11 protein-coding genes are annotated in these 14523 nt (G+C 67.0%); 5 read left to right on the forward strand and 6 right to left on the reverse strand.

Features of this window, described 5'->3' with window-relative positions; all coding sequences use genetic code 11:
• Positions 1–93: 93 nt before the first annotated feature.
• A complete protein-coding gene (pdhA, locus tag ACV7JP_RS16620) occupies positions 94–1095 on the reverse strand; it encodes a pyruvate dehydrogenase (acetyl-transferring) E1 component subunit alpha (RefSeq protein ID WP_457796761.1) in 1002 nt (333 codons plus the stop codon).
• A 203-nt stretch (positions 1096–1298) separates the two neighbouring features.
• A complete protein-coding gene (locus tag ACV7JP_RS16625; RefSeq protein WP_457796762.1) occupies positions 1299–2075 on the reverse strand; it encodes a DUF1499 domain-containing protein in 777 nt (258 codons plus the stop codon).
• A gap of 208 nt (positions 2076–2283) precedes the next feature.
• Here ACV7JP_RS16625 and ACV7JP_RS16630 point away from each other — a divergent pair, with 208 nt between their 5' ends.
• The 3 genes from ACV7JP_RS16630 to ACV7JP_RS16640 are packed head-to-tail and all read left to right on the forward strand — an operon-like array spanning position 2284 to position 3743.
• Positions 2284–2481, forward strand: a complete 198-nt coding sequence (locus tag ACV7JP_RS16630) for a hypothetical protein (protein ID WP_457796763.1) — start codon at positions 2284–2286, stop codon at positions 2479–2481.
• Positions 2482–2531: 50 nt separating this feature from the next.
• A complete protein-coding gene (locus ACV7JP_RS16635) occupies positions 2532–3422 on the forward strand; it encodes a metallophosphoesterase (RefSeq protein WP_457796764.1) in 891 nt (296 codons plus the stop codon).
• Between the two features lie 51 nt (positions 3423–3473).
• A complete protein-coding gene (locus tag ACV7JP_RS16640) occupies positions 3474–3743 on the forward strand; it encodes a TonB-dependent receptor plug domain-containing protein (RefSeq protein ID WP_457796765.1) in 270 nt (89 codons plus the stop codon).
• An 8-nt stretch (positions 3744–3751) separates the two neighbouring features.
• Here the strand turns inward: ACV7JP_RS16640 and ACV7JP_RS16645 are convergent, their stop codons facing one another.
• Both ACV7JP_RS16645 and tuf read right to left on the reverse strand, forming a co-directional pair.
• Positions 3752–4321 (reverse strand): NUDIX domain-containing protein, encoded by a 570-nt coding sequence (locus ACV7JP_RS16645; protein ID WP_457796766.1) that lies wholly within the window; start codon positions 4319–4321, stop codon positions 3752–3754.
• Positions 4322–4831: 510 nt separating this feature from the next.
• Positions 4832–6022, reverse strand: a complete 1191-nt coding sequence (gene tuf, locus ACV7JP_RS16650; protein WP_457796767.1) for an elongation factor Tu — start codon at positions 6020–6022, stop codon at positions 4832–4834.
• 332 nt (positions 6023–6354) lie between these two features.
• On the opposite strand from tuf, the gene ACV7JP_RS16655 reads away from it, so the two are divergent.
• Positions 6355–7485, forward strand: a complete 1131-nt coding sequence (locus tag ACV7JP_RS16655) for a DUF3611 family protein (protein ID WP_457796768.1) — start codon at positions 6355–6357, stop codon at positions 7483–7485.
• A gap of 363 nt (positions 7486–7848) precedes the next feature.
• Here the strand turns inward: ACV7JP_RS16655 and gyrA are convergent, their stop codons facing one another.
• Complete coding sequence (gene gyrA / locus ACV7JP_RS16660; RefSeq protein ID WP_457796769.1) at positions 7849–10578, reverse strand: DNA gyrase subunit A; 2730 nt, start codon at positions 10576–10578, stop codon at positions 7849–7851.
• A 520-nt stretch (positions 10579–11098) separates the two neighbouring features.
• Here gyrA and ACV7JP_RS16665 point away from each other — a divergent pair.
• A complete protein-coding gene (locus tag ACV7JP_RS16665; RefSeq protein ID WP_457796770.1) occupies positions 11099–11950 on the forward strand; it encodes a GlcG/HbpS family heme-binding protein in 852 nt (283 codons plus the stop codon).
• A gap of 146 nt (positions 11951–12096) precedes the next feature.
• Here the strand turns inward: ACV7JP_RS16665 and ACV7JP_RS16670 are convergent, their stop codons facing one another.
• On the reverse strand, positions 12097–14445 hold the full coding sequence (locus tag ACV7JP_RS16670; protein WP_457796771.1) for a DUF2167 domain-containing protein: 2349 nt from the start codon (positions 14443–14445) through the stop codon (positions 12097–12099).
• Between the last annotated feature and the right edge of the window lie 78 nt (positions 14446–14523).

Here is a 14523-nt window from a genome sequence, read left to right on the forward strand (position 1 = left end):
TTCATCGTCCCTTCGAACATTGACGAGATCTCTCTGTAACAATTTGCGGGCCAGACCCTGGCCCTAACTCTCCCCGCGAGCGGGGAGAGGGTTTTAGGCCAGCACGTCCGTGTAAAGCTCGGACGACTCCGGCTCCTTGTCCATCATGGCGAAATCGGCCGCCTCAGCGACAATCTTGCGAACGCTCGCGTCGATCTTCTTCAGCTCGTCTTCGCCGACCCCGTCCGCGAGCAGGCGCAGACGCACCTGTTCGATCGGGTCATGCTCCTCGCGCATCTTCTGCACTTCTTCCTTGGAGCGGTATTTGGCGGGATCCGACATGGAGTGCCCGCGATAGCGGTAGGTCTGAATTTCGAGGAGGTACGGCCCCTTCCCCGAGCGGCGCCCTTCCAGCGCCTCAGCCGTCGCCGCCCGCACCGCGCGCACATCCATGCCGTCCACCTGATGGCCGGGAATGCCGAAAGCGGCGCCGCGCATGGCGAAGTCGGTCTGCGCGGCGGCGCGCGTCAGCGACGTGCCCATGGCGTAGCGATTGTTCTCGACGATGAAGAGCGCGGGCAGCTTCCACAGCGCCGCCATGTTGAAGGCCTCGTAGACCTGGCCCTGATTGGCGGCGCCTTCGCCGAAGAAGGTGATGGAGACCTTGCCGTCGCCGCGATAGGCGTTGGCGAGGGCGACGCCCGCGCCGATCGGCGCCGGCGCGCCGACGATGCCATGTCCGCCGTAGAAGGCTTTCTCATGCGAGAACATGTGCATGGAGCCGCCCTTGCCCTTGGAGTAGCCGCCGCGCTTGCCGGCGAGCTCCGCCATGACGCCCTTGGGCTCCATGCCGCTTGCGAGCATGTGGCCGTGGTCCCGGTAGCTCGTGGTGAACTGGTCGCCCTCTCGCGCCGCCATCTTGACGCCGACGACCACGGCTTCCTGGCCGATATAGAGATGGCAGAAGCCGGCGATCACGCCCATGCCGTAGAGCTGGCCCGCCTTCTCCTCGAAACGGCGGATCAGCAGCATCTCGCGCAGCGCGTGAAGCTCTTCCTCGCGGGTGAAATTCGGAACGGTGTGCGTCGCATTCGCGCCGTCGCCTGCGTTCGCCATCGGCTGTTCCCGGCCTCCCGCCCGTTAATTGGAGAACGAGCGGAACAATACCAGAGTCGTTGTTCAAAAACGAGTGCGGCGGGTTACGAAGACGGGGCGATCCGCCACGCGGTCATTGCGAGCGGAGCGAAGCAACCCAGCGGCGGCAACATGGCTCCGGATTGCTTCGCTCCGCTCGCAATGAGGTTCGGGAAGGCCGCTCGTCATCGCGCGTCGAGCTGGGTTTGCAGCTCTTCCGCGAAAGCCGTGATCCGCTTGGCGTTCGCCCCGAAGTCGTGCCGCCCGTAGCGCGAGGCCGAGCGCAGGTCGATGCGCGTCTGGCCGGGCAACGGCTTCAGCCTCACCGTGACGTCCTCGTCGAAGCCCATGATCAATGTCTTGTCCAGGAAGTCGGCGTGCCCTTCCCCGGTTCGGCCGCCGGGCGGGCGCTGGTCGACGACGCGCCAGCCGATCGCCTTGGCGGTCTTGAGCACCAGCGCGAAAGCCTCGTCCGCGTCGAGGTCGACGACGATGGGCTCGACATCGGGATAGGCGGGGCGCTGCGCCTCGCGCGCCCTTTGCGGAAGGCCCCTGGGCTGGAATCCCTTGCGCGCCTCATAGGCGGCGCTGGAGAGCGAGAAGTAGGGCGGGCTGGCGATGTCGGTCGAAATGTCCGACAGCACCGGCAGGCGAACCGCCTCCACGGCGAGCCAGGACGGATAGGCGAGCGTGAAAATCGCGATGAAGGCGGCGGCGACCGTCGCGCCCACGCCGCGCCGGCCGGTGCGCCAGATGGCGACGCTCGCCGCGCACGCCAGAAGCAGGGCCACCAAGGCCAAAGCGACCGCGGCGCCAAGGCAGGCGAGCGCCGAAACCGGCTCCATGACATTGAGCCGCACGAGCAGCACCGCAAGGAGCGCGACCGTCGCCCCGAAGACGGCGACGTTACGGCTCCACAGGGCGGCTTGCGACCAAGGCTCCGGCGGCAGTGTTCGACGCATCGGGAGAAGCGGCCTCGCTCGATCTCCGCCATTCCGGCGGCGCGGAAACATTCTTCGTCAAACCCGGCGCGAAATGCAACGGCGCCCGGGAATGTCACGAAAATGCGGCGAACCCCGTTCCCGTTAGGCTCGCGTTAAACCAATGCGGCGAAATTCAAGCATCGGGTTCACCCAGCGTTATCCAAGCGTAAGAGCGTAGAGGCCGGCCATGTCGGACAAGTATTCGATCGAGTTTCCCGTGTCGCCGTTCGGCGGCCATCCGCACGATCTCCTCGCGCGGCTTTACCGTGAAATCGGCATCTCCGCCGTCGCCGCCGCGCTCGAAATCTCCCGCCTCCCCGAAAAGCAAGAGAAGGAAGCCTTCCCGCCGGAATGGCCGCCGCTGGGCGAGGACCTCGCGGCCTGATACAAGACCTCCCCGCGGGCGGCCTGACGGGCGCCGCAAGGGATGTCTCGATGATCAGCCGCCGCGCGCTTCTGCGCATGCCGGCCGGGCTCGCGCTCGCGGGGCTCGGCCTTGGGACCTATTCCATCGTCGTCGAGCCCAATTTCCTTCTCGACGTCACGCGCTATCGGGTGACGCCGCGGGACTGGCCGAAGGGTCTGAGCCTGCGCATCGCCGTCATCACCGACCTGCACGCCTGCGAGCCCTGGATGCCGGCCGCGCGCATCCGCAGGATCGCGCAGATCACAAATGCGCTGGAGCCCGACCTCGTCGCCGGCACGCATCTCGTCGCCGGCCCGGTCCTGCCCGAGCAGTGGGCGGAGGCGCTTTCCGAACTGAAAGCGCCGCTCGGCGTCCACGCCGTTCTCGGCAATCACGACTGGTGGCACGGCGCGCTCGTCAACGACCCCGGCGACGACGCCGAGAGCGCGCGGCGCGCGCTGAAGCAGATGGGCGCGCGCGTCTATGAGAACGACGCCCTGCGCTTGACGAAAAACGGCCAGCCCTTCTGGCTTCTCGGCCTCGGCGACCAGATGGCCATGTATCTGGGCGAGGGGACCGGCTGGCGCGGCCACGACGACCTCGACGCGACATTGGGGCTCGTCTCCGACGAGGCGCCGGCGATCCTTCTGGCGCATGAACCCTTCGTCTTCCGCCGCGCGCCGAAGCGCATTGCGCTCACCCTTTGCGGACACACGCATGGCGGACAGGTCAATCTGCCCTTCCTCGGACCGGTCGTCGCCGAGCTGCGCTACAAATCCGCTTATGTCTACGGCCATCACGCCGAGGATGGCCGCCATCTCGTGGTTTCCGGCGGGCTGGGCGAGTCGATCCTGCCCGTCCGCTTCCTGCGCCCGCCGGAAATCGTGGAAGTGACGGTGGAAGCGGCCGACCTCGCCTGAGCAGTTTCCCACGCCTATATTGATTGCGGGATGTTCGTGCGAGGAAAGAAAATGCGTAACGCTCTCCTGATCGGCCTGGCCGCCGCTCTTTCATTGTCGGCCGTCGAGGCTTCCGCCGGGCAGCGCGTCCGGCGCGCGTCGCCGGCGCAAACCGACGACTATTTCGCGGAAGACGTGACCGGACCTTCCGGAACGAAAACGCCGGCGGCGCAGGTTCCGACCTCCGTCATAACCCGGAAAATGATGGACGACGTCCAGGCGCGCAGCCTGTGCGACGCGTTGCGGCTCGCGCCGGGCGTCTCGACCGGCGGATGCCGCTGAAGCTTATTTCAGGAAAATAGCTGCGGGCGCCGCAGCCGTAAGGCCTGGGTGAGCGCGAGCGTCTTCATGTCCACCAGTTCGCCCGCCTCCATAAGGCCGGCGAGCGCGTCAAGGCTTATTTCGACGACGCGGATATTCTCATCCTCGTGAGCGACGCCGCCACCATCGGCGATGCGGTCCCCCAGCCGATAGGCGGCGAGATAGAGGGTCATTCTCTCGGTCGAGATTCCAGGCATTGACCAAGCGGTCGCCACGCGCTCGAGATCGCGCAGCTCGAGGCCGGCCTCTTCGAGCGCTTCGCGCCGCGCGTCGGCGGCGGCGTCTTCGCTCTCCATGACGCCGGCAATGGCTTCGAGCGTGTGCTCCAGCCCCAGCGTCAGGAACGGCGCCGCGCGGAACTGCTCGACCAGAATGACGGTCTTGCGTTCGGGATCGTAGGGCAGGACGGCGACGGCCGCGCCATGATCCTCGATCTCGCGATTAATGATCTTGCCGTCCGGCAGGCGGATATGGGCGACGGAGAGGCTCGTCCAGCCTTTATGCCGGAGATCGAGGGAGACGAATTCGTGCCTTTTCATGCGCCCTCTCCTTCCCGCACAAAAGCGCGGCGAGTTTGCCGGCAAAACGGCGAGGGCGGCCTCGGGCCGCCCCCCTCTCCCCGTGAAAACGGGGAGAGGGCCGGGGTGAGGGGCAAAGCGGCGACGGGAAAATCGGCGATTCCGTCTACGCAGCGTGATCTAAAGAATATGTCCGCCATCTATTCGCATGGCGGCTTTGCCCCTCACCCTGCCCTCTCCCCGCGAGCGGGGAGAGGAGAAAGACTCCGCGACCGCTGGCTCACTTTCTGTCAACCACGCCGATGTGTTTGGCGCAGAAGAAGGAGCCCCTCATGCTGAGGAGCTTGCGAAGCAAGCGTCTCGAAGCACGAGGGGCGCCAGCCCCACTTTGCCAGCAATCCGAGCGCGGCGAACCGCGCTTGTCTCTCGAGATAACAGGCCGTCAGCCGCCCGATACCTCCCGAGGTCGGCGGTCGAAGACCGCCGGGTGGGGTTCGCGCCGCCATGACGTTGGTGGGGCGCTCGCCTCGATTACTCGATGATGCTGGCGACGACGCCGGCGCCGACGGTGCGGCCGCCCTCGCGGATGGCGAAGCGCAGCTTCTCCTCCATCGCCACCGGCACGATCAGGTTCACTTCCATCGTCACATTGTCGCCCGGCATCACCATTTCGACGCCCTCGGGCAGCGTCACGATGCCCGTCACGTCCGTCGTGCGGAAATAGAACTGCGGACGATAGTTCGTGAAGAACGGCGTGTGGCGGCCGCCCTCCTCCTTCGTCAGGATATAGGCCTCGGCCTTGAACTTGGTGTGCGGCTTCACCGAGCCCGGCTTGCACAGAACCTGCCCGCGCTCCACTTCCTCGCGCTTCGTGCCGCGCAGCAGACAGCCCACATTGTCGCCCGCCTCGCCCTGATCCAGAAGCTTGCGGAACATCTCGACGCCCGTCACCGTCGTCTTCGTCGTCGGACGGATGCCGACGATCTCGACTTCCTCGCCCACCTTGATCACGCCGCGCTCGATGCGGCCCGTCACCACCGTGCCGCGGCCCGAAATCGAGAACACGTCCTCCACCGGCATCAGGAAGGGCTGGTCCTTCGGACGCTCCGGCTGCGGAATATAGCGATCGACTTCCGCCATCAGCTTCAGGATCGCGTCATGGCCGATCTCGGGGTTCTTGTTCTCCAGCGCGCACAGCGCCGAGCCCTTCACGATCGGAATGTCGTCGCCGGGGAAGTCGTATTTCGACAAAAGCTCGCGCACTTCGAGCTCGACGAGCTCCAACAGCTCCGGATCGTCGACCATGTCGACCTTGTTGAGGAACACCACCAGCGCCGGCACGCCGACCTGGCGCGCGAGCAGAATGTGCTCGCGCGTCTGCGGCATCGGGCCGTCGGCCGCCGAAACCACCAGGATCGCGCCGTCCATCTGCGCCGCGCCGGTGATCATGTTCTTCACATAGTCGGCGTGGCCGGGGCAGTCCACATGCGCGTAATGGCGGTCCTGCGTCTCATATTCGACATGCGCCGTCGAAATGGTGATGCCGCGCGCCTTCTCCTCCGGCGCCTTGTCGATCTGGTCGTACGCCGTGAACGTCGCCCCGCCCGTCTCCGCAAGAACCTTGGTGATCGCCGCCGTCAAAGACGTCTTGCCATGGTCGACGTGCCCAATCGTCCCAATGTTGCAATGCGGCTTCGTGCGAGAGAATTTTTCCTTGGCCATGGTCCCGTTCCGTTTGGCGGGTCCTCTGCCCGCGCGCGGCGGGCTTTTACGGGGTTACAAGGCTGAGAGCAAGGGGGTGACGCCGTCCGCCGCCCGTCGCGGCGATGGCGAAGCGACGACCGCGCCGCGCGCGCCGATTTGTTTCGGGAAGATGACGCCGCCCGCGCGGCGCGGCGCCGCGCCGAAGCAGATTGAGCGACCCTTACATTTGGCGGGCGGAAGCTCTCCCTAATCGGGCCGGAAGACGAGCTTTGGCGCGGACCCTTTGGCGCAGGGACGCGGAGCGGCGCGTGAGCTATATTGCAGCGCGAAACCGCCCAATGGAGCCGTCCATGACCTCCGACCCCAGGCGAAACCTCTTATCTGTCGTGATTTTTCGGATTTTTATTCTGTCGGGCGCCGCGGCGCTCGGGGCCGGCGCGGCGCGGGAACATGCCGGCCTCGATTCCGCGACGCGCGCTTATCTGTCGGAACTGCATGTGTCGCTCGGGCTCACCGCGGCGATTTTCCTCGCCGCGCAAATGCTGCTCGGGACCCTTCTGTATCTCACGGTCGAGAGCGAGGAGCCGCGCAAAGGCCGCCGCGCCGCCGCCTTCTGGCTGCGGCAGGCAATCTATCTCCTCTTCGCGGCGACGGCCGCGGCAGGCGCGCTCGCCGCCGCCTTCCGAGGCGAGCAGCTCTTTTTCTGGGACTACGCGCTGCCCTTCTGGGACGCGGGCGACCCGGCGCTGGCGGAGAGGCTTCAGGCCTTGCATGGCTATGCGGCCTACGCCCTCGTCGCCGCCGTGGCGATTTACGCCGGGCTGGCTCTGTTCGACCGCCTCTCGCCCATCGCGGCGAGCGAGCCCCGCAAGGCGTTGGAAATGTCCGCGCCGCCGAATGCCGCGGCAATGATCGCGGACGGATTGGCGCAGAGCTTCCGCTTCTTCGGCGCGACGGCGTTCTGGATCCAGCTTTTTCTCGGCGTCGTTTCGGCCCTGCTGCTGGTCTTCGGCTTTGTCGGCCATACGGTGAGCCCGGGCGGCTCGAGTTTCAGCGACGCCATTTATTGGGCGTCAGCGGGGCTGGCGCTGCTTTTGATCACCACGCTTTTCGGCTTCCGCTACATGAGCGCCGCCGCGCGGGTGCGCATTCATCCGGACCATTACCTCGCCCATCAGCGGCGCATGGCGTTCTGGTTCGTCAGCGCGGGCGGCTTCGTCAATGTGCTCGGCGCGCTGGTTTCTTTCGTGGGCGTGGGACTGAGCGTCGCGCTTCTCGTGGGCAAGACCGTGTCCCAGCCGCCGGGCATCGCCATCACCGACCCCAACAAGATCATCCGAGCGCTCGACGTCTTCGTCCTGCTGGTGAATTTCAGCCTCCTCTTCGCGCATTTCATCGGCTTCGGCGTCGCCGCCTGGCTGAGCATCAGCGCGCTGAGGGCGCGGCATCAGTATTTGGTCGCGACCGAAGCAGGAAAGTGATCCTTGACCAGGCCATCGACAGAGCACGGCGGCCTCCGGAGCGAGAGCGCTTCCTAAGGTGGTCCGACAGTAAGTGAGCCAGCCGTCGTGGGAGTCTTTTTCCCTCTCCCCGCTCGCGGGGAGAGGGCAGGGTGAGGGGCAAAGCCGCCATGCGAATGCTCGCGGCTTGCATACTGCAACAAATCGCCGATTTTCCCGTCGCCGCCTTGCCCCTCACCCCAGCCCTCTCCCCGCTTTCACGGGGAGAGGGGTCCAGCCGAAGGCTTATCGGCGCTTCGTAAACGATCCTTGGCATCCGAGCCACGACTCAAATCCGAGCACCCGCGCTGCCAGTTTATTCTGCGCGTCTCCCGATGGGCGCCTTCAGCTCTCAGCCTCATCCCCCTCGCCCACATCCTCAATATGCTCCACCGACACCACGCGCTCGTCCTCGGCGGTGTTGAACACAATCACGCCCTGCGTTCCGCGCCCCGCAATGCGGATGCCTTCCACCGGGCAGCGAATGAGCTGGCCGCCATCGGTGACGAGCATGATTTCGTCGTCCTGCGCCACGGGGAAGGAGGCGATGAGCTTGCCGTTGCGGGCGTTCACCGCCATGGCGACGATGCCTTTGCCGCCGCGGCCGGTGATGCGGTATTCGTATGAAGACGTGCGCTTGCCGTAGCCGTTCTCGGAGACGGTCAGAATGATCTGCTCCGCCGCCTGCATCTCATAGAAACGCGCGTCGGAGAGCTCGACGGTTCCCGTCCCCTCCTCCGGCTCGGCGCCCGTCTCCGGCGCGACGTCCTCGCCCATGCGGCGGCGCAGCGCGCTCGCTTTTTTGAGATAGGCCGCGCGCTCCTCGCCCGTCGCCTCGAAATGCTTCAGAATGGAGAGCGAGATCACCCTGTCGCCTTCAGCCAGCGACACGCCGCGCACGCCCATGGAGGTGCGGCCCTGGAAGACGCGCACTTCCGGCACGGCGAAGCGGATGCACTGGCCTTCGCGCGTCGTCAGCAGAATGTCGTCGTTCTCGCTCGCCGTCGCGACGTCGACGATCGCCTCGCCCTCGTCGAGCTTCATGGCGATGAGGCCGTTGCGGCGCACATCGACGAAGTCGGAGAGCTTGTTGCGCCTCACCGTGCCGCCGGTCGTCGCGAAGATGGCGTCGAGCGTCTCCCAGCTCGACTCGTCCTCGGGCAGCGGCATGATGGTGGTGATGCGCTCGCCCGGTTCGAGCGGCAGCATGTTGACGAGCGCCTTGCCGCGCGCCTGCGGGGCCGCGAGCGGCAGCCGCCAGACCTTTTCCTTATAGGCCTTGCCGCGCGAGGAGAAGAACAGCACCGGCGTATGGGTGTTGGCGACGAAGAGCCGGTGGACGAAATCCTCCTCCTTCATCTGCATGCCGGAACGGCCCTTGCCGCCGCGCCGCTGCGCGCGATAGGTCGAGAGCGGCACGCGCTTGATGTAGCCGGCGTGGGAAACGGTGACGACCATGTCCTCGCGGGCGATGAGGTCCTCGTCCTCCACCTCGCCGTCGGAATCGAGGATCTCCGTGCGGCGCGGCGTGGCGTAGGCTTCCTTCACCGCGCGCATCTCGTCCTTGACGATGCCAAAGAGCTTTTCGCGCGAACGCAGAATGTCGAGATATTCCGCGATCTCGGCGGCGAGCTTGTTCAGCGCCTCGGCGATCTCCTCGCGGCCGAGTGCGGTCAGGCGCTGCAAGCGCAGATCGAGAATGGCGCGGGCCTGCGCTTCGGAAAGGCGGATCGCGCCATCGTCCGAAAGCCTGTGGCGCGGATCGGCGATGAGCTCGACGAGCGGCGCCATGTCCTTCGCCGGCCAGTCGCGCGCCATCAGCGCCTCGCGCGCCGCCGCCGCGTCCGGCGAGTGGCGGATGAGGCGGATCACCTCGTCGATATTCGCGACCGCGATGGCGAGGCCGACCTGGAGATGCGCATTGTCGCGCGCCTTGCCCAGGCGGAATTTGGTGCGGCGCGTGACGACCGTCTCACGGAAATCCACGAAAGCGCGCAGCACGTCATGAAGCGTCATCAGCTCCGGCCGGCCGCCATTGAGCGCGATCATGTTCACCGCGAAGCTCGATTGCAGCGCGGTGTGCCGCCAAAGCTGATTCAGCACGACGTCGGCCACCGCCTCGCGCTTCAGCTCCACGACGATGCGCATGCCGTCGCGGTCGGACTCGTCGCGCAGATCGGCGATGCCCTCGATCTTCTTTTCCTTGACGAGCTCGGCAATGCGCTCGATCAGCGCCGCCTTGTTCACCTGATAGGGAATCTCGGTGAAGATGATCGCCTCGCGCTCCTTGCGCAGCGTCTCGATCTCGGCTTTCGCGCGCATGATGATCGAGCCGCGCCCAGTGGCGTAGGCGTTGCGGATGCCGCCGCGTCCGAGAATCGTCGCCGCCGTCGGGAAGTCGGGGCCGGGCACGATTTCCATCAGCTCGGCGACGGTCATGTCCGGCCTGTCGATCAGCGCGATGCAGGCGTCGATGACTTCGCCGAGATTATGCGGCGGGATGTTCGTCGCCATGCCGACGGCGATGCCGCCGGCGCCGTTGACGAGCAGGTTCGGGAAGCGCGCCGGAAGGACGGTCGGCTCCTGCTCCTTGCCGTCATAGTTCGGCTGGAAGTCGACCGTGCCTTCGTCAATGTCCTCGAGCAGCGCGAGCGCCGGCTTGGCGAGGCGGGACTCGGTGTAACGCATCGCCGCCGGCGGATCATTGTCGACCGAGCCGAAATTGCCCTGCCCGTCGACGAGCATGAGCCGCATCGAGAAGGGCTGCGCCATGCGCACCAGCGCGTCGTAGATCGCGGCGTCGCCATGCGGATGATATTTACCCATCACGTCGCCGACGATGCGCGCCGACTTGACGTAAGGCTTGTCGGGCGTGTGCCCGTTCTCGTTCATCGAAAACAGGATGCGCCGATGCACGGGCTTGAGGCCGTCGCGAACGTCCGGAAGCGCGCGGGAGACGATCACGCTCATCGCGTAATCGAGATAGCTGCGCTTCATCTCGTCGGCGATGGAGACCGGCTTGATGTCGGAGCCGTGCTTTTCGGGATCGTCTTTTTTCGTGTCGTCTTCGGCCAAGGGCGCGCCAATCTAAGGCTGATTCCTGATCTTTCCGGTATAGGCGATTCGGAAGGCCGCGGCTAGTTGCATAGGCGGATAACGACCTTTTGAAAACAGATAGTTACGCTCATACCGCGATTTGCTGTGAATTGCGCGCCGCCCCGCGCCGGCGCGCCGCGCCATGGGAGCCTTTCAAAGGCGGCGCTCAGGCTGCAATCGCCCGGCCCGCCGAGCCGGCCGCGCCCCTAAGCTGAAGCGCAGCCTTCGATTCCGGCGCGGCGCCTTGACCGTTTGGCGGGCGCGTGGTCCTAATTGCGCCGCGTCCGCTTGGCGAAGCCAAAAGGAACGACGGGGAGATTAACGGGGCTGAATGTAGCGGTCCGCCTTTCACGCCGGCGAGACGACCGGCGGGATCAACAAGCGTCGCCAAGGCGCGTTTTTTCGACAGAGAAGATTTCCTCGAACCGTTTTTGCGCGGGCGGCGCAAAACTAGATCGTGACGTCCTGCGCTCTGCGGCGCCGGACAAGGAGGGGCAATATGAAAAAGCTTGGATTTGTCGTGATTTCTTTGTTTGCCGGCGCGGTTCTTTCGACGCCCGTTCTCGCTCAGTCCTCCGCCGGCGGGGCCTCCGCCTGCGCCGGCCTGCCCAGCCATGCGGCGCTCAAGGCCGCGCTCGTCGCGGCGCGCAACGCCGGCAATGGCGGCTTTAATCTCGACATGTGGGGCACGATCGTGAATCGCGACGGGCAGGTCTGCGCGGTCGCCTTCACCGGCGGCAATCGTGGCGACCAGTGGCCCGGAAGCCGCGTGATCTCCGCCCAGAAGGCCAATACGGCGAACGCCTTCAGCCTGCCGGGCCTCGCATTGTCGACCGCCAATCTCTACACAGCGACGCAGTCGGGCGGCTCGCTCTTCGGCCTGCAGCACTCCAATCCCGTCGATACGAGCGTCGCCTATGGCGGCAACGCCGGCAATAACGGCCAGCCGAACGATCCGATGGTGGGCGGCAAGATCGGCGGCGTGAACGTGTTCGGCGGCGGCCTCGGCCTCTACAACGCAAACGGACAACTTGTCGGCGGACTCGGAGTCTCGGGCGACTCGTCCTGCGCCGATCACAATATCGCCTGGCGCACGCGCAACAATCTGCATCTCGATTATGTGCCGGGCGGCGTTTCCGGCGATCCGTCGCGGCCGGACAATATCGTCTACGACATCACCTCGCAGGCTGGGCAGATGCCGGGCCTCAGCAAGAGCGGCTGGGGCCACCCGACCTGCAACCAGCCCACGGACGCCAATCCGATCCCGCCGGAAGTGACGATCTCCCAGAGCCTGCCGAAGGTTCCCGGCGCGCCGCCGGCGCCGGCCCAGCGCTTCCGGAAGGTGAAGTAAGCGAACAGCCAAAGCAGCCGCGGCCGGACCGGGCCTCGAAACCCGATCCGGCCGCGTCATTGCGAGCGGAGCAATCCAGGAGCGGCGCCGCGGCTCTGGATTGCTTCGGCGCTTACGCTCCTCGCAATGACGGCGCGGAATTGGCGTCAGAGATCGGTCGCCCGCCGGTTGCGCGGAACGTCCCCGCCTTTCGGGGCGCCTGGCTCGACGAGGCCGAGATCGTTCTCGTCGAAAGCCAATCGCGGACCCGGCGCATTCATGACCGGCGGCGAAGCGGGCGCGGGAGCGGTTTTCGGCTCGACCAGTTGCGGCTCGATCAGGCCGATCCGAGGCTCCGCCTTCTCGAACGGATCCTGTTCGACGACAAGCGGCTCCGCGACAGGCGCGGCGACGGCCGGCGCGGCGCCGCCCATGCCGCGGGCCGGCCGCATCACGCGCGAGACGTTCACCTCAAAGGGCGACGGCGCTTCGGAGCCGCCGCGCATTCTCGCGGCAAGTTTCTTGAGAGCCGACGCGGGCTCATCGGCGTCGTTCGACGGCGGCGCGACGGCGTCTCCGCTCGCCCGCAGGGCGGCGATCTTGCCCATCAGCCCGCCGCGCGGGGCTTCCGGCTTCCCGACATTCGACGGTCCCTGGCTCCCGGCGGAGGCGACGATCGCCGGCGCGGGCTCGGCCCTTTTGGCGAGGCGCGCATGGAGCGTCGGCAGAAGGCGGGCGAAGAGCGAGGGCGACGGCCCGGCGGCCGGCTTCTCCATCGCGACGACGGACGCTTCCCGCGCGCGGCTCGGCTCGGGCGCCGTCTTGATCCGCTCCGGCGCCGGCGCGGCCTCGTCCTCTTTCGTCGCCTCGCGGCGGCGCTTGAGGAAGACATAGAGGCCGAGCGCCACGACGCCGAAGAGCGCCGGATAGAACAGGCTCGAAATCCATCCGCCGCCCTGCGCCTCCTCGACTGGAGGCGCGGCCGGCGCCGTCTTGGCGGCCACGTCGCGCGTCAAGAGGTCGGCGATCATATAGGGCGCCGCCTTGTCGGAAGCGGCGTCGAATTCCTCATAGGTCTTGCCGCGATCAAAGACGATCGTGTCGGCAAGCGCGGCGGCTTCGCCCTTGAGCCGCGCGGCGCCGTCGCCGCCGCTGGCGAGTCCGATCTTGACCGCGCCCTGGCGGCCAAGCGCCCACGCTTCGCAATTGAAGAATTTGTCGAAGCCGTTCGGGTCGTTGCGCGTCGAGACGTTCACGCAGGCCGCGAGGCGATGCTTCTCGTCGAGAGTCGGGGCCGTCAGCCAGCCGTCGAGGACCACCGGCGGCTGACCGGCGCGGGCGCGCTGCGCATTGACTTCCGGAAGGCTCGCCTGAAAAGCCGTCAGGAGCTTTTCCGGCTGAAGCAAATCGGCCTCGCCGGCCTTGATATATCCGTCGTCGAGCAATTCGACCGGCGCCAGCCATTCGAGCGCGCCGCCGGCCGGGGCCACCATGCCCTGTATCCCCGGGCGCCATTCGAGGCCGGCCTCCTGGGCGAGCCTGCGCGCCGTGTCGATCGGCAGGAAGACGCGGCCGGCCGGCAGCCACATGGTCGCGCGGTCGGCGATGCGGATTTCGACCGGGCCGACGAGGCCTTCAGCGAGAAGAGCCGCGATGCGCGCCTCGGTCTCCGCCTGCGCGGCGGCGGGATCGACCGGCGCGCCGGCCGCCGCTTGGTCTTGGGGCTGTTCCTCCGCGCCCGGTTCGGCCGCCGCTTGCGCCGCGGTCGGGGCGGGTTCGGGCGCGAGCGATTGGAGCTTGGGAACGAGCGACGGCGCCGAGGAATCTCCCTGCGGCGACAGAATATGGCTGGCGAGGCCGATCGCCGGCGCCTTGAGGGCGACAAGCGCCTTGCGCGGCGGATTGACGCTCAGGACCGGCGGGCCGATCGGAGCCGGCTCGACAATGGCGGGAGCCTCGGCGACCGCCGGCTGCTCGACAGGCGCGGCGGCCGGAGGCGGCTCAACGGGAATCTGTGCCGCGATCGGCGGCGCCTCGGCGACGGGAGCCGCGGGCGGTTCGGCCAGGGGAGCCGCAGGCGCCTCGCCAGGCGCGGCTTGCCGGGCGACGGCCTCGGCGTTCGCGGGCGCCTCCGCGGCCGGCTGCGTCTCCGCAGGCTTGGGCGCTTCCGCGACGGGGGCCGGCTGCGCCGGCGACTGGGCGGGAGCGGCTTCCTTCACCGGCGCGGGCGCGGGCTTCGCGGCGACGGCGGGCGCCGCCGGTTTGGCGGCAATTACGGGCTCGACCTGCCGGGAAGGTTTCGGCGCCTGGGCTGTCGCGCCCCCTGCCGGCTTCAGCGGCGCCATCTCGAAGATGATTTCGTGGGACGTGTCCGCGGACATGGGCGCCATCTCGTAGATGACGCCCGCGCCGCCGTGGTTGCGGCCATCCTTCGCCCAGCCTTGCGCCGGCGCCAAGGATAATGCGGCGAGCAAGGCGACGCTCGACGCGACAACAGGCGGTTTGGGAAACGACATCGACCACTCCACGCATGCGATACGCACGCTGCGCAGCGTTGGCGGCCGATGCTGAAGAAAGCGCTATTTCTCCGTCGC

The organism is Methylocystis sp. S23, assembly GCF_054106005.1.